Source organism: Nonomuraea sp. NPDC049750, assembly GCF_040659625.1.
GTDB lineage: Bacteria > Actinomycetota > Actinomycetes > Streptosporangiales > Streptosporangiaceae > Nonomuraea.
This window is the reverse complement of sequence record NZ_JBFANB010000002.1, coordinates 1-14,499: the sequence shown is the minus strand read 5'-3', so window position 1 is coordinate 14,499 and position 14,499 is coordinate 1. Positions and strand designations below refer to the sequence as shown.

The following is a 14,499-nucleotide window of genomic DNA, read 5'->3' as shown; positions in this document are numbered from 1 at the left end:
AGGTGTGACCAGCAAGCAGTACAACTCCGTGTGGTTCCGCGAGCAGCGCAAGCCGGCCAGCCCTGGCCGCAGCCGCGCAGAGATCGTCGCGGCCGCCATAGAGCTGCTCGACGACGAGGGCCTGGCCGGGCTGAGCATGCGCAAGCTCGGGGCGAAGCTCAGCGCGGGGGCGACCAGCCTCTACTGGTACGTGGCCAACAAGGACGAGCTGCTGGAGCTGGTCTACGACGAGATCTGGGGCGAGATGATGGCCCCCGACCCCGAGGAGGTGGGCTGGCGCGACGCCGCCTCGGTCATGGCCCACAGCATGCGCCAGGTGATCCTGCGGCATCGGTGGTCGGCCGACCTCATCGGCCGCCTGCCGGCGCTGGGGCCCAACGCGCTCATGATCTCCGACCAGACGCGCAAGACGTTCAAGCTGGCCGGGTTCGCGGGGGCGGACATCGACTACGCCAACGCGGCGCTCACCGCCTTCGTGTTCGGCATGACGATCCCCGAAGTCGCCTGGGACACCGCGATGGCGGGCTACGACTACGACGGGGACGAGCTCCGCCAGACCGTCGCCAAGGCCGCGGCCGATTACCCCGACCTCTCGGAGGCGATCATCGCCACCGACTACGAGGATCCGCGCGCGATGCGCGAGCTGTGCTTCGACTTCGGCCTCGTGTCGGTGCTCGACGGCCTTGAGAGGCGGCTGGCAACGTAGCAGGATCCCGAACATGAGCGATTTCCGTGCCGCACGTGACCTCCTCCTCGAAGCCGACTATCCGACGGCTCGCCGCGAGTTCCGCTGGCCGGAGCTGACGGACTTCAACTGGGCGCTCGACTGGTTCGACGGTGTCCTGGCCGCCGAGACCCCCGACGCGGTCGCGCTGAAGATCGTCGGCAAGGTCACCTACACTTTCGCCGAGCTGTCCGCCCGCTCCAATCAGGTGGCCAACTGGCTGCGCGAGCAGGGCGTACAACGGGGCGACCGGATCCTGCTCATGCTGGGCAACCAGGCCGAGCTGTGGGAGTCGCTGCTGGCGGCCATGAAGCTGGGCGCGGTGATCATCCCGGCCACGACCCTGCTGACCGCCAAGGACATCGTCGAGCGCGTCGAACGCGGCGGCATCTCCCACGTGATCGCGAACGCCTCCGACGCGGGCAAGTTCGGCGACGGCGGCTACACCAGGATCGCGGTCGGCGACGCCTACGGCTGGCTGCCCTACGCCGAGACCCGCGAAGCGGCCGCGGACTTCTCCCCTGACGGGCCGACCCGGGCCGGCGACACGCTGCTGCTCTACTTCACCTCGGGCACGACCTCGCAGCCCAAGCTGGTCGAGCACACGCACGCCTCCTATCCGGCGGGCCACCTGTCGACCATGTTCTGGATCGGGCTCCAGCCCGGCGACGTGCACCTCAATGTGTCCTCGCCCGGCTGGGCCAAGCACGCGTGGAGCAACGTGTTCGCGCCGTGGAACGCGGGCGCCACCGTGCTGATCCACGACTACCAGCGTTTCTCCGCCGTCGCCCTGCTGGAGGTGCTGCGCGACGAGCGGGTCACCACGTTCTGCGCGCCGCCGACCGTGTGGCGGATGCTCATCCAGGAGGACCTGGCTTCCTGGCGGCTGCCCCTGCGTACGGCCGTCGCGGCGGGCGAGCCGCTCAACCCGGAGATCATCGACCAGGTCGCCAAGGCGTGGGGGCTGACGATCAGGGACGGCTACGGCCAGACCGAGACCACCGCCCAGGTGGGCAACGTGCCCGGCGAGCCGGTCAAGCCGGGGTCGATGGGCCGGCCGCTGCCCGGCTACGACGTCGTGCTGCTCGACCCGATCACCGGCGAGGTGGGCGACGACGGCGAGATCTGCCTGCCGCTGACTGACCGCCCCCTCGGCCTCATGTCCGGATATGTCGGTGGATCTAGTGAAGCGATGCGGGGCGGTTACTACCACACGGGCGATGTCGCGACCCGTGACGGCGACGGCTACATCACCTACGTCGGCAGGACCGACGACGTCTTCAAAGCCTCCGACTACCGCATCTCGCCCTTCGAGCTGGAGAGCGTACTCCTGGAGCATGAGGCCGTCGCGGAGGCGGCCGTGGTGCCCGCGCCCGATCCGGTGCGTCTGGCCGTACCCAAGGCTTACGTGACGCTGGCGCCCGGATTCGAGGCGGACGAGGCGACGGCCCGCTCCATCTTCCAGCACTCGCGGCGCGAACTGGCGGCGTACAAGCGCGTGCGCAGGCTGGAGTTCGGTGAGTTGCCCAAGACCATCTCCGGCAAGATCCGGCGAGTGGAGTTGCGGGAGCGGGAGGCCGCCCAGGAGTTCAGGGAGGACGAGCTGGGCTCGTGACCGGCACTCTGTAAATGGGTACCTATCCGATCTTACAGGCTGATCGGCTAGGCTCGGGCGCGTGCTTCCGACCATCGCCGACGTCCTAGCCCTGGACACCGTCCGCCGCGGTAACCCGCGCGTGGTCGCGGGCGGCGACCGGCTGGACACCAAGGTGCGGTGGGTGCACGTCGGCGAGATCGCCGACATCGCCCACCTGCTCCGTGGCGGGGAGCTGGTGCTCACCACGGGAGTGGCGCTGCCCGAGGACCCGGAGAAGCTCGCCGACTACATCGGTGAGCTGTCCGCCGTCGGCGCCTCCGGGCTGATCGTCGAGCTGGGCCGCCGATTCGTCCGCGAGCTCCCCCGCGCGGTGGTCAAGACGGCGGAGGAGCACGGGCTGCCGCTGATCGTGCTGACCCGCGAGACGCCGTTCGTGCAGATCACCGAGTCCGTGCACGAGCGGATCATCGACATCCAGCTGGAGGAGCTGCGCGCCTCCGAGCAGCTGCACGAGGTCTTCACCGAGTTGTCCGTGGAGGGCGCCTCACCCGCCGAGGTGCTCGTCCAGGTGGCCCGGCTGTCCACCCGACCGGTCCTGCTGGAGAACCTCGCCCACCAGGTGCTGGCCTGCGAGTCCGCGGGCCGCGACGCCGGCGCGCTGCTGGCCGGCTGGGAGAGCAGGTCGCGCGCGGTCGCACCGGCCGAGCGGACCGCCTACGACGCCGCCTCCGGCTGGCTGGTCACCACGGTCGGCGCGCGCGGGCAAGACTGGGGCCGGCTGATCCTGCTCTGCGAGAGCCCGCCGTCGCCCCGCGACCTGGTGCTCGCCGAGCGCGCCGCCACCACGCTCGCCCTGGGCCGCCTGCTCGAACGCCACCAGGAGTCCCTCGAACGCCAGGCGCACGGCACGATCATCACCGGCATCCTCACCCACGCCTACGCCGATCCGGACGAGGCCGCGGCCCGCGCCCGCGCCGTGGGCGTGCCGCTCACCGGCCGCAAGCTGGTCAGCGTCGTCATCCGGCCGACCGAGCCCGTCGAGCAGGCGCTCGACGGGCAGGCGCAGCTCGGCGAGCTGGCCGAGGCCACCGCCGCCGCCTGCCGCGACGCCCGGCTGCCCGCCCTCGTGGGCGCGCTCGACCAGGACCGCGTCGGCGTCCTGCTCCCCCTGCCCCCGCGCTCGGGCGCCGAGCCCGCGCTGACGGCGCTCGCCGATCGGCTGCGCGTCCTGTGGAAGCCCGGCGCCGCGTTCGTCCTGGCCTCGGGCTCGGTGGTGGAGTCGATCAGGGACGTACGCCGCAGCTTCCTCGAAGCCGAGCAGGTGGCCGACGTCGCCGTCCGGCAGCCCGACGGCCGGGCCTTCTACCGGCTGCCCGACCTGCGCCTGCGCGGGCTGCTCCACCTGCTGCGCGACGACGCCAGGCTGCAGACGTTCGCCGAGCGGGAGCTCGGACCGCTGCTGGCGCACGACGCGCAGCGCGGCGGCGACCTGGCCCGCATCCTGCGCATCTATCTGGACGCGGGACGCAACAAGGCGGTGGCCGCCCAGAAGGCCCACCTGTCCAGGCCCGCCTTCTACGACCGGCTGCGCCGCCTCGAACGCATCCTCGACACCGACCTGGACGACGTCGAGTCGTGCCTGTCCCTGCACGTGGCACTGCTGGCGCTGGAGTCGTTCCGCCGGGACAGCAGATAGCATTTCGGCTTACCGTCGCGATGTGCCCTTATTCGGCAATCCCCTGGAAGCGGCGGCGCACCGCCTGTCAATCCTGCCCCCGATGCTCGACTACTTCGGCGTCATGGGCCTGCACGCGCTGATCGCGGGGATGCGGCTCGGCCTCTTCGACGCCCTGCGCGGCGGCCCCGCGACCGCCGCCGACCTCGCGCGATCGCTCGGCCTGGACCCGCACGCGACGGACGTGCTGCTGCGCGGGCTGGCCGGTCTCGGCTACCTGCGCGCCAGACGCGGCCGCTACCGGCTGACCCGCACGGCGCGCGTCTGGCTCACCTCCGACTCCCCCGCCTGCCTGGCCGAGGGCCTGTACTTCTGGGAGCGCACCGCCTGCGTGATCTGGCCCCAGCTCGAACGGACCGTACGTGACGGATCGCCCGTCACCTCGCTGTACGCGCTGACGGAGAGCGAGCCCGAGCTGTCGCGCTCGTTCCAGGCGTGGACCGCCGCCGTGGCCGGCCGCCAGGCTCCCGCCATCGCGGCCGCCATCCCGGTCCCCGCGGGCGCCACGCGGATGCTGGACGTGGGCGGCGGCCATGCCCTTTACAGCGTAGAGCTGCTGCGGCGGCACCCGGGACTGCGGAGCACCGTGATCGACCTGCCCGAGGCCCTCGCCTCGGCGGCGGCCCACCCCCGGCTGACGCTGCGGGCCGGCTCGTTCCTCGACGAGGACCTGGGCGGCGGGTACGACGTGATCCTGCTGTTCAACGTCATGCACTGTCTCGACGACCAGGAGGTGGTCACCCTGCTGGCGCGGCTGGCAAAGGCGCTCAACCCCGGCGGCACGATCGCGATCGGCGACCAGTTCGGTGACAGCCTCATGCCGGGCCGGGCCAGCCGCACCCTGCTCCATCTGCTCCACCTCAACTACCTGGTGGCGGGCGGCGGCCGGATACGTGACTACAAGGAAATGGCCCGCCTGCTCAGGGAGGCCGGCTTCACCAGACCGCGGCACCGCCGCCCCCTGAGATCCCCGGCCACCGAACTGGCCATCGCCAAAGCCCCGCGCTTCGTACCTACCCGCTAGAAGCCCAACGCCGCTCGTACCTGCCCGCCAGAAGCCGGTCGCCCTTGCCCGTCAGAAGCCCATCGCCGCCCGCACCTCCCCGAGGGTGACGATCGCCCGCTCACGGGCGCGCTCATTGCCGTCCGTCAGCACCTGCCTGGCATCGGCCGCCGAGTACTCAAGGCGGCGCTTCCTCATCGGGCGGAGGAACTCGTTGACGGCCTCCGTGACCAGCCGTTTCAGTGTGGCGGCCCCGCCGTTCCCGATCTCCTCGGCGATGGACTCGGGCGCGTGGCCGAGGCAGAGACCGGCCAGGGTGAGCAGATTCGCCACCTCCGGCCGATTCGCCTCGTCGAAGGTGATGAGCCGCTCGGAGTCGGTACGGGCCGCGCGGATCAGCGCGGCCGTCTCGTCCTCCGTGGCGGACAGGGCTATCGCGTTGCCCCGGCTCTTGCTCATCTTGCCGCCGTCGAGACCCTTGAGCAGCGGCCGCGCGCCCATCATGGCCTCCGGCAGCGGGAAGACGGGCCCGTAGCGCTCGTTGAAGCGCCGCGCCACCAACCGTGTCACCTCAACGTGCGGCAGCTGATCCTTGCCGACCGGCACCAGCGTGCCCTTGCAGAACAGGATGTCGGCCGCCTGATGCACCGGATAGGTGAACATCAGGCCGTTGACCGCCTGCTGCGTACTGTGCGCGATCTCGTCCTTGACGGTCGGGTTGCGGCTCAACTCGGCCACGGACACCAGGCTGAGGAAGGGCAGCAGCAGCTGGTTCAGCTCTGGGATCGCGCTGTGCTGGAAGATCGTCACCTTCGCGGGGTCGAGCCCGATGGCGAGGTAGTCGAGGACCAAGCTGGTGATGTTCTGCTGGATCGCGCCGGGAAGATCCCGATCGGTGATCACCTGATAGTCGGCGACCAGCACGTACATCGGGTGGACGTTCTGCAGGGCGACGCGGTTGGCCAGCGTGCCGAAGTAGTGGCCCAGGTGGAGCGGCCCTGTCGGGCGGTCTCCGGTGAGCACGATGTGGTCCATCGTGGGTTCCTTTCTTCAGGTCATGCCGTCCTGAAGAAGAACCCACGCACCGGGCCCGTCCTGAGGACGGCCCGAGCATGCGGAGATCAGCGGCCGTCTGTCGGCCGCCACCACATGCTGATGCGTGTCATGCGCCCCATTGTATGGGTCAGCGCACTTGTAGTTGTAGGGGTGGGCGCAAGCCGCACAGAACCCAGAAGCTGTGCGGCTTGCGCCGGCTCGTTGTCACTCGTGAGGATCGCGCGTCACGACGGGGCGGGTCCGGTCGTCGGAATACATCACCCATCCGCGCGGACGGGTGACGAACGCGCCCAGGATGAACCCCAGAATCACGCTCGCGATGATCACAAGGAGGATGCTCAGCCCCATCACGGCTGCCTCTCGGACTGGTACGCCGCTCGGTCGCGGCCTACCGCACGGTAACGCCGCGCCCACAGTGCGCGCAGGAAAATCCCCCGAGGGATGTCAATCTTGTAACCTCTCAGACCGTTTAGCGTGTTTCCCCGCCTCCGCCACCATGATCTCGCCAGGATGGGTCGGTTCCTTTGCCCGCCCTCTGGAGTTTTCATGTCTCGACGCACCCTCGCCGTCGGCTTCTCGCTAGCCACGGTCCTCACGGCGACGGCTGTCCCCAGCGCAGCCGCCGAGCAGGTTTCGGTCTCGTTCCCCTCGGCCAAGTTCCCGCTGGGCGTGCCGGCCGTACCGGCCAAGACGATGACCAGCGTGGCGCCGGGCATCGACCTCTGGAATGTGAAGGCGGGCAAGGCGACCGACGGCTTCACCGTCACGGTCCTGATGCCGAGCGGCCGCGACTATGGCATGCAGCAGACAGCCGAGGCCAAGGTCGCCGAGGTCGAGGCCACGGGCGAGACGGCCAGCCTGCAGAAGGTCGTCCGGCCGAAGGTCGCCGACGCCGACGCCCAGACCGTCTACATGGTGCGGGTCGGCCTCTGGAAGTTTGAGGAGAAGGACAAGGCCGCCGAGACGGCCAAGAAGCTCAAGGACGCCGGTCTGAAGGTCAGGGTCGACTACGTCGGCGACGACGGCATGAAGACCACCGGGCCCTGGGACGTCAAGGTGGTCATGATCGACGCCAGGAAGTTCCGCGGCTCGTACACCTCCACGCTCGGCACCAGCGTCGCCGCCCGCGAGACCGTCTCCTCGATGGCCAAGGCCAACAAGGCGCTCGCGGCCGTGAACGGCGGCTTCTTCAACATCCACACCGCCAAGAACCTGCGCGGCGAGCCCGTCGGCATCTCGGTGGTCGGTGGTCGACTGCTCAGCGAGGCCGTACCGGGCCGCTCCGCCGTCGTGCTCAAGGGCCGCACGGCCCGCATCACCGAGCTCAAGTCGACCGTGACCGCGATCGCGCAGGACGGCCAGAAGCTGGTGGTCAACGGCGTCAACCGCGCCGCGGCGGCGGACGAGCTGATCCTCTACACCGCGGAGTACGGCGCCAAGACGCCCACGGACAACGGCGCCGACGCCGTGCTCGACGCCAACGACAAGGTCGTGGCACTACGCGCGCCGGGCGCCGAGGTACCGGCCGGGTCCCGGGTCCTGCACGGCTCCGCCGGAATCGCCGCCGAATGGCTGAACGCGCACGCGGCGGAAGGCGGAACCGTCAAGATCGACACCAAAGTCGTGGACGTACGGGCTGGCAAGGCCCTCAAGCTGACCCCCGACCTGAGCGTCATCGGCGGCAACGTCGGCCTGGTCAGGAACGGCCAGGTCAAGATCACCGCCAAGCGCGACGGCCACGACTCCGTGAACATGATCCTCCGCCGCCACCCGCGCACACTGCTGGGCACCACCCGCAACGGCAGCCTGATCCTGGCGACCATCGACGGCCGGCAGCCCGGCGTGTCGGTGGGGGCCAACTTCGTCGAGGCGGCCCAGTTCATGCGCTGGCTGGGCGCCAAGCAGGCGGTCAACCTGGACGGCGGCGGCTCCACCGCGATGGTGGTGGGCAACAAGCTGGTCAACCGCCCGTCCGACGGGGTGGAGCGCGGCGTCGGCGACGCCCTCCTGGTCCTGCCGAAGTAACCACCCACCCGTCTTACAAGAGACCCCGACCTGACGGGCCGTCCCCTTCCACCCCCGGAAGGGGACGGCCCACCCAGGACCCCAACCACCACGGACCGCGCCCCCGCTACCCCGAAGCGGGTATGACCCCAGCCACCACGGACCGCCTTCTTTCGCTTCCCCGAAGGGGGAATCCCTCCTCGGGGACCCCGGCCACGACGGACTGTTTCCTTCCACCCCTCGGAAGGGGGGAATCCCTCCTCAGGGACACCAACCACGACGGACCATTTCCTTCCGTCCTTTGGAAGGGGATATCCCGCCCAGGGACCCCAACCATCACGGACCGCCCCCTTCCGTCCCCGGGAAGAGGAATCCCTCCTCAGGGGCACCAACCATGACGGACCGTCTCTTCCACCCCCCGAAGGGGGTATTCCTTCAAGGGACCCCAGCCACCACGAACGTTCACAGGACTAGAGACGGTCGTGTGACGGACCACCCGGGGATCCAGCGGTCACCGCACCAGCCAGGCGAGCACGGCCAGGCAGGCGAGCACGGCCCAGCCGCGCCCGCCCAGATCACCGGCGCACCAGACAACGGCCCTTCAGGGTCCTGCGGCCCTCAACCCGCCGCACGCTCCACCAGCGGCCGCCGACGCCGGGCGGGGTCCGACAGCGTCGGCGGGGTCCAGGCGCCGTCCGGGTGGTAGACGTTGGTCCCCGGCGGCACAATCTCGTCGATCCGGTCAAGAACCGCGTCGTCGAGCGTGAGCGAGGCCCCCTTCAGCAACGACTCCAACTGCTCCATGGTCCTCGGCCCAGTGATGACCGACGTGACCCCAGGATGCGCCGCGCAGAAGGCCACGGCGAGCTCCGGCAGCGAGCATCCGAGACCGTCCGCGACCTCGGCCAACTCCTCCACCGCGTCGAACTTGGCCACGTTCCCAGGGATCGAGGGGTCGAACCGGGCCGGCGTGAGCGAGGCACGGCCGGTGGTGAGATCGATGGCCTGCCCCTTCCTGTACCTGCCGCTCAGGAAGCCGGACGCAAGCGGGCTCCAGGTCAGCACCCCCATCCCAAACCGCTGGCAGACCGGCAGCACCGAGGCTTCGATCCCCCGGGCGAGCAGCGAATAGGGCGGCTGCTCGGTCCTGAACCTCTGGAGCCCCCGGCGCTCGGCGACGTGATACGCCTCGACGATCTCGTCGGCCGGAAAGGTCGAGCAGCCGAAGGCGCGGATCTTCCCCGCGCGTACCAGGTCGGTCAGCGCGGAGAGCGTCTCCTCGATGTCGGTCGTGTGGTCAGGGCGATGCACCTGGTAGAGGTCGATCCAGTCGGTACGCAGGCGCCGCAGGCTCTCCTCGACCTCCTTGACGATCCAGCGCCGCGAATTGCCGCTCCGGTTGCGGCCCTCCCCCATGGGAAAGTGCACCTTGGTGGCGAGCACGACATCGTCGCGGCGTCCCTCGAGCGCCTTGCCGACGATCTCTTCGGACTCACCCGCGGAGTACATGTCCGCGGTGTCGATGAAGTTGATCCCCCGGTCGAGCGCGGTGTGAATGATGCGGACACAGTCATCGTGGTCCTTGTTGCCGACAGCACCGAACATCATCGCGCCGAGACAGTGGACGCTTACTTCTATGCCGGTGCCGCCGAGCGTGCGGTAACGCATGGTCATGCGCGGCATCCTAGGATCTGGAGTCGACTCTAGATCAAGCCCTAACCTGGACGACATGCCGGATATTTTGAGCATTGGGCAGGTCGCGGAGCGGACCGGGTTGAGCGTTCACACGCTGCGCTTCTACGAGCGCGAGGGCATCCTGCACAGTCCGGTGCGCCGCGGAGCCGGCGGGAACCGCGTCTACAGCGAGCAGGACATCGAGTGGCTGACCTTGTGCATGGTCCTGCGCGCCTCCGACATGCCCCTGGCGGCGATCCGCCGCTACACCGAGCTCGTCAGGGAGGGCGCGGGGAACGAGACGGAACGGCTCGCCCTGCTGAGACGGCACCGCGAGTATCTGGTCACCCAGATGGCGAACCTCAGCGAGTGCATGGACCTGATCAACTACAAGGTCGGCGTGTACGAGGACCTCATCGACGAGGGCGCGGCCGATCACTCGTGCAACAGGGAAGCCCTCCCGGCGGACGAAGGGCCAGGCTAGGGCACTATTGAGGAATCTCGGCACCCGACGGCAGGCCGTCCGCGACATAGGCGTCGTAGTGCTCACGCCATGACTCGGCGCTCTTGCCGTGCGGCCCGTCGGCCGGTTGCCCGGCCACGACCTTGTCCAGCTCGGCCAGGCACACCGCCCATCCTGCCGCGTTGCGCGCCGCCGCGTCCTGCGCCTGGATCACGTTGACCAGCGTGAACGTACACCCACCAGCACCATCGGGCGCCAGCTCCAGCCGCAGCTCGTCACCGCCCCACGTGAAGGCGAAGCACCGCGGCGGATCCCAGACCAGGATGGTGCCGGTGATGCTGTCCATATGCGGGTCGCCGGAGAACTCGATCTTCCCGCCTTCCCGCGCGTCCATCGTCACGTTCTGCGGGAACCAGTGAATCAGCTCGCCCGGCTCGGTCACCGCTTGCCACACCCGCTCGATCGGGTGGGGGTACGTGCGCTGGAAGCGCACGGCCGGCCGGCCGTCGATCTCGACGTATGTTCCGCGGTCCATCATGACTCTTGCCTATGTCTGCTTACCTATGTCGGTCGCCTGTGCCCATCTCATCGAGGTGACGCCCGAGGGTGTCGAGCCGGTCGTTCCAGAGCCGCCGGTACGGGGCCAGCCACTGATCGAGCTCGGCGATCGGCTCCAGATCGATCGCGTAGATGCGACGCTGCGCGTCCTTGCGCACCCGGACCAGCCCCGCCGCCCGGAGCACCCGGAGATGCTTGGAGGCGGTCGGCTGGGTGACACCGAGCTCGTCGACCAGCTCCGTGACCGACCGATCACGCTCACGCAGCAGATCGAGCACCGCTCGCCGATGGGGATCCACGAGAGCCGCCCAGATCACATCGCTCATACCAGCAAATATACCTCATGGCGTATGTACGCATCAAGGCATGTAAATCTAACGCGGGCCGGGGAGGCTCTCCCTACCCACGTCCAGAAACCGAGCAACCAGCGGATTCGCATCATCCCGCCGCCAGCACATGGCCACCGTGGTGCGCGCGCTGTCCGGCTCGATCCGGCGATAGGCCACCCCCTTGAGCCTGATCCGCCGCACGCTCGCCGGGGCAAGAGACACCCCGAGCCCCGCCTCGACCAGCGCGGAGACCGTCGCCCACTCCACCGCGTACTGACCGATGCGCGGCTCGAACCCCACCGACCGGCACAGACCCACGATCCGATCGTGAACCGTCGGCCCCGCGTCCCGGTTCAGCAGCACGAACGGCTCCTCCGCCAGCGCCGCGACAGGAACCACCCGCCGACTGGCAAGAACATGACCAACCGGCAGAACCACCACGAACTCCTCCGAAAGCACAACCTCAGCGGCCAGCCCCGGATCGTCAGGCGGCTCCCGCAGGAGCCCGACGTCGATCGAACGCTCCAGGAGCGCGGCCACCTGCGGCGCCGTCGTCATCTCCCTGATCTCCATCTCGACCGCGGGATAGCGATCCCGATAGGCCCGCAGAATCCCCGGCAGAATCGTCAATGCCAGCGACGCCGCGAACCCGACCCGAATGCGCCCGGCCTCTCCCCCACCGACGCGCCGCGCCGCCTCCAGGCCGTCCGCGATCTCGCCGAGCGCACGCCGAGCGGCAGGCAGCAGTTCGTGCCCCGCCGACGTCAGAACGACCCCGCCGGCCCTTCGCTCGAACAGCGGATGCCCCACCCTCTCCTCCAGCCGCCTGATCTGCTGACTCAAGGGCGGCTGCGCGACACCCAGCCGTACGGCGGCCCGCCCGAAGTGCAGTTCCTCGGCCAGAACGGCGAACGCGTAGAGCTGATGCAGCGCGAGCTGAGGACGTTCCATACGCGCAGAGATATCACATCATTCGCTGAGAAGTCTTAGACGTATCACGGCAGTTCGCCTACGGTTCGGCGTATGACAGAAGCACGACGCGCGATCTTCAGCGGCTCCACCTTCGAGGAACAGATCGGATATGCCCGAGCCGTAGTGGACGGCGACTGGGTCCACGTCTCTGGGACCACCGGGTTCGACTACGCGACCATGACGATCTCCGACGACGTGGTCGAACAGGCCGAGCAGTGCCTGCGCAACGTCGGGACCGCGTTGATGGAAGCAGGCTGTACGTTCGCCGACGTCGTCCGGGTCCGCTACCTGCTGCCCGACCGGGAGGACTTCGAGCCGTGTTGGCCAACCCTCCGCCGCTACTTCGGCGAGATCCGACCGGCGGCGACGATGCTCGTGTGCGGCCTCTCCGATCCCCGTATGCGCTTCGAGATCGAGGTGTACGCACGACTCCACGGAACGCTTGCGGTGTGAACGCGCATTGCTCCGCGCAGGGGCACCCACATGGGCGATGCGGTCGCGTCGGTCCGTGTGCACGGTCAGGAACTTCTCCAGGTGGGCGCACAGCATGATCCAGGCGGGCGGTCATGCGGCGTCTGGGTGGGCGGACAGGTCAGGATGGTGATGGACGTGCCGCGCCGCTGCCGGATCCTGGCCGACGCCTACGGATGTCAGACGTCGACCGTTCCCGGCTCATCGAGGTGTTCGCACTGCGGACCCGGCGGGCGTGGTCTCTGATGGAGCAGAGAGCCGAGGAACGGGGTGATCGCTGCGCATGGATGTGGGATGAGGGCATCGGCGATGAGATCGAGCGGTGCGAGGCCTGGCTGGATCAGCCATGGCACTCCAGCGCGGTCGCTGACCTGACGCAATCAGCATGCCACCATAAGGACGAGCTCTATGATCAGTTCGTCCTGATCGTTGAGATTCGGGGAAGATGTCAATCTCATGCGCCGCGCCATGGTCCTTCTGGGTGGCATCGCCCTCGCCGTCGGCGCGTTCACCCTCTTCTACCGGGGCCCGGGACAACCGTTCATTCGCGGTTACGTGAGCGACGTCGGCGCCACCATGCTGGTCTACGCGTTCTTGGGGCTGCTGTGGCGCACCACCGCCGCACGCCGCACCCTGGCCACGGCCGCGATCGCCGCCGCCGTCGAGTTCTACCAAATAGTCGGCATTACCCCGCCGGGCATCGGCGGTGTCCTGGTCGGCGCGTTCCCCGACCCATGGGACCTGGTCGCCTATGCCATCGGTGTGGTTGCGGCCCTGGCCTGGGAACGCCGATCGGTCCGACCCGATGATCAGACCGGCTGACTCTCGGACGCCACCCCACCGGCACGCTCCACCAAACCGGTTCCAGCAGGAAACCGGTTCCAGCAGGAATGTACGCGCGGATCCCCGTCCTGATCACTATCCCCGGCGCCGCCTCCCTTCCGCTGCTTCCCTGCGCCCGCGAAGCCGCGTCCGAGCGCCCGAGCACGGCGCCCCGGGACCACACAAGCGGCGGCCACACAAGGGGAGAAGGAATAGGCGGGGACAGCTGACCGAGACAGACGTCGGAGTGTGACAACCCACCGCCGCAAGCGTGGCGGGCCAGCCCCGCACGCAACCGCGAATGCAGCCGTCCACACAGTGGGGCCGACCCGGATGCGCCAGGTCGGCCCTGTCAGTCGTACATTCACAGCACGACGCAGCTCACAACACGGCCTACTCAATCTGGATGAGGACGCGAGCCGAGTAGCGCCCCGGCATCGTGTCGTAGGCGTCAGGCGCAGGCATAGACATCGTGTCGTACGCATAGGCGTAGGCATTGGCCGGCTTGCCGGGGTCGGAACAATCGAACTTGCCGGCCTGGTAGCCGAAGCTGCCACCCGCGTAGCCGCTGTTGGACTTGGCGGTCACGCTGCCGTTCCCAGTACACCGCGTCAACGCAGAAGAAGGGCCCGCGCCCGACCTCCGCGAACGACCCGGAACGCAGAAGAAGGGCCCACGCGCGCAACGCGGAAGGCCCCACAACGCAGAGAAGAGCCCCACGCGCCACGCGCAGGGGCCCGTAACGCGAAAAAGGGCCCCACGCGTGTGCGTGGAGCCCTTCCCCGTGTTCAACGATTGTCCGGCGGTGACCTACTCTCCCACACCCTCCCGAGTGCAGTACCATCGGCGCTGGGAAGCTTAACTTCCGGGTTCGGAATGTAACCGGGTGTTTCCTTCCCGCCATAACCGCCGTAACCCTATGAAACTGTCAAACACAACCAACCAACCAGGGCGTGTTTGTTGTTTCAGAATTACATAGTGGACGCGAGCAAGATGCTTTGTGGTCAAGTCCTCGGCCTATTAGTACCGGTCAGCTCCACACGTTACCGTGCTTCCACCTCCGGCCTATCAACCCGGTCGTCTACCGGGAG

15 protein-coding genes and 2 rRNA genes are annotated in these 14,499 nt (G+C 68.6%); 8 read left to right on the top strand and 9 right to left on the bottom strand.

Features of this window, described 5'->3' with window-relative positions:
- Window positions 1–4 precede the first annotated feature (4 nt).
- The 4 genes from AB0J16_RS05265 to AB0J16_RS05250 all read left to right on the top strand — a co-directional run bounded on the left by AB0J16_RS05265 (window position 5) and on the right by AB0J16_RS05250 (window position 5,080).
- Window positions 5–706, top strand: coding sequence for a TetR/AcrR family transcriptional regulator (locus AB0J16_RS05265; RefSeq protein WP_358534890.1), 702 nt, complete (start codon window positions 5–7; stop codon window positions 704–706).
- Between the two features lie 13 nt (window positions 707–719).
- Complete coding sequence (locus AB0J16_RS05260) at window positions 720–2,339, top strand: AMP-binding protein (RefSeq protein ID WP_358534888.1); 1,620 nt, start codon at window positions 720–722, stop codon at window positions 2,337–2,339.
- 61 nt (window positions 2,340–2,400) lie between these two features.
- Window positions 2,401–4,017 carry a PucR family transcriptional regulator ligand-binding domain-containing protein gene (locus AB0J16_RS05255; RefSeq protein ID WP_358534886.1) on the top strand — a complete coding sequence of 539 codons (1,617 nt, stop codon included), beginning with the start codon at window positions 2,401–2,403 and terminating at the stop codon, window positions 4,015–4,017.
- Between the two features lie 22 nt (window positions 4,018–4,039).
- Window positions 4,040–5,080: a methyltransferase gene (locus AB0J16_RS05250; protein WP_358534884.1), complete on the top strand. Its 1,041-nt coding sequence runs from the start codon at window positions 4,040–4,042 to the stop codon at window positions 5,078–5,080.
- A gap of 51 nt (window positions 5,081–5,131) precedes the next feature.
- On the opposite strand, the gene trpS is transcribed toward AB0J16_RS05250, so the two are convergent.
- Both trpS and AB0J16_RS05240 read right to left on the bottom strand, forming a co-directional pair.
- Window positions 5,132–6,094, bottom strand: a complete 963-nt coding sequence (gene trpS, locus AB0J16_RS05245) for a tryptophan--tRNA ligase (RefSeq protein ID WP_358534882.1) — start codon at window positions 6,092–6,094, stop codon at window positions 5,132–5,134.
- Between the two features lie 225 nt (window positions 6,095–6,319).
- Window positions 6,320–6,463, bottom strand: coding sequence for a hypothetical protein (locus AB0J16_RS05240; protein ID WP_358534880.1), 144 nt, complete (start codon window positions 6,461–6,463; stop codon window positions 6,320–6,322).
- 198 nt (window positions 6,464–6,661) lie between these two features.
- Between AB0J16_RS05240 and AB0J16_RS05235 the strand changes: the two genes are divergently transcribed.
- The gene (locus AB0J16_RS05235; protein WP_358534878.1) at window positions 6,662–8,140 is read left to right on the top strand and encodes a phosphodiester glycosidase family protein; all 1,479 of its coding nucleotides are present in this window, start codon (window positions 6,662–6,664) and stop codon (window positions 8,138–8,140) included.
- 597 nt (window positions 8,141–8,737) lie between these two features.
- Here the strand turns inward: AB0J16_RS05235 and AB0J16_RS05230 are convergent.
- Window positions 8,738–9,793 carry an aldo/keto reductase gene (locus tag AB0J16_RS05230; RefSeq protein WP_358534876.1) on the bottom strand — a complete coding sequence of 352 codons (1,056 nt, stop codon included), beginning with the start codon at window positions 9,791–9,793 and terminating at the stop codon, window positions 8,738–8,740.
- Between the two features lie 55 nt (window positions 9,794–9,848).
- Here AB0J16_RS05230 and AB0J16_RS05225 point away from each other — a divergent pair, with 55 nt between their 5' ends.
- A complete protein-coding gene (locus AB0J16_RS05225; protein WP_358534874.1) occupies window positions 9,849–10,277 on the top strand; it encodes a MerR family transcriptional regulator in 429 nt (142 codons plus the stop codon).
- Between the two features lie 4 nt (window positions 10,278–10,281).
- Here AB0J16_RS05225 and AB0J16_RS05220 read toward each other — a convergent pair whose 3' ends face one another.
- Genes AB0J16_RS05220 through AB0J16_RS05210 form a run of 3 tightly spaced genes read right to left on the bottom strand, consistent with a single transcriptional unit; the run spans window position 10,282 to window position 12,094 of the window.
- The gene (locus AB0J16_RS05220) at window positions 10,282–10,794 is read right to left on the bottom strand and encodes an SRPBCC family protein (RefSeq protein ID WP_358534872.1); all 513 of its coding nucleotides are present in this window, start codon (window positions 10,792–10,794) and stop codon (window positions 10,282–10,284) included.
- 19 nt (window positions 10,795–10,813) lie between these two features.
- Window positions 10,814–11,140, bottom strand: a complete 327-nt coding sequence (locus AB0J16_RS05215) for a metalloregulator ArsR/SmtB family transcription factor (protein WP_358534870.1) — start codon at window positions 11,138–11,140, stop codon at window positions 10,814–10,816.
- Between the two features lie 48 nt (window positions 11,141–11,188).
- Window positions 11,189–12,094, bottom strand: coding sequence for a LysR family transcriptional regulator (locus AB0J16_RS05210; RefSeq protein ID WP_358534868.1), 906 nt, complete (start codon window positions 12,092–12,094; stop codon window positions 11,189–11,191).
- A 72-nt stretch (window positions 12,095–12,166) separates the two neighbouring features.
- Between AB0J16_RS05210 and AB0J16_RS05205 the strand changes: the two genes are divergently transcribed.
- The gene (locus AB0J16_RS05205; RefSeq protein ID WP_358534866.1) at window positions 12,167–12,568 is read left to right on the top strand and encodes a RidA family protein; all 402 of its coding nucleotides are present in this window, start codon (window positions 12,167–12,169) and stop codon (window positions 12,566–12,568) included.
- Between the two features lie 474 nt (window positions 12,569–13,042).
- On the top strand, window positions 13,043–13,408 hold the full coding sequence (locus AB0J16_RS05200; RefSeq protein WP_358534864.1) for a DUF2809 domain-containing protein: 366 nt from the start codon (window positions 13,043–13,045) through the stop codon (window positions 13,406–13,408).
- A 393-nt stretch (window positions 13,409–13,801) separates the two neighbouring features.
- Here the strand turns inward: AB0J16_RS05200 and AB0J16_RS05195 are convergent, their stop codons facing one another.
- From AB0J16_RS05195 to AB0J16_RS05185, 3 genes are all read right to left on the bottom strand, one after another.
- On the bottom strand, window positions 13,802–13,996 hold the full coding sequence (locus AB0J16_RS05195; RefSeq protein ID WP_358534862.1) for a hypothetical protein: 195 nt from the start codon (window positions 13,994–13,996) through the stop codon (window positions 13,802–13,804).
- Between the two features lie 209 nt (window positions 13,997–14,205).
- A 5S ribosomal RNA gene (gene rrf / locus AB0J16_RS05190) occupies window positions 14,206–14,322 on the bottom strand.
- Between the two features lie 86 nt (window positions 14,323–14,408).
- Window positions 14,409–14,499: ribosomal RNA gene (locus tag AB0J16_RS05185) — 23S ribosomal RNA — on the bottom strand; the annotation flags it as partial.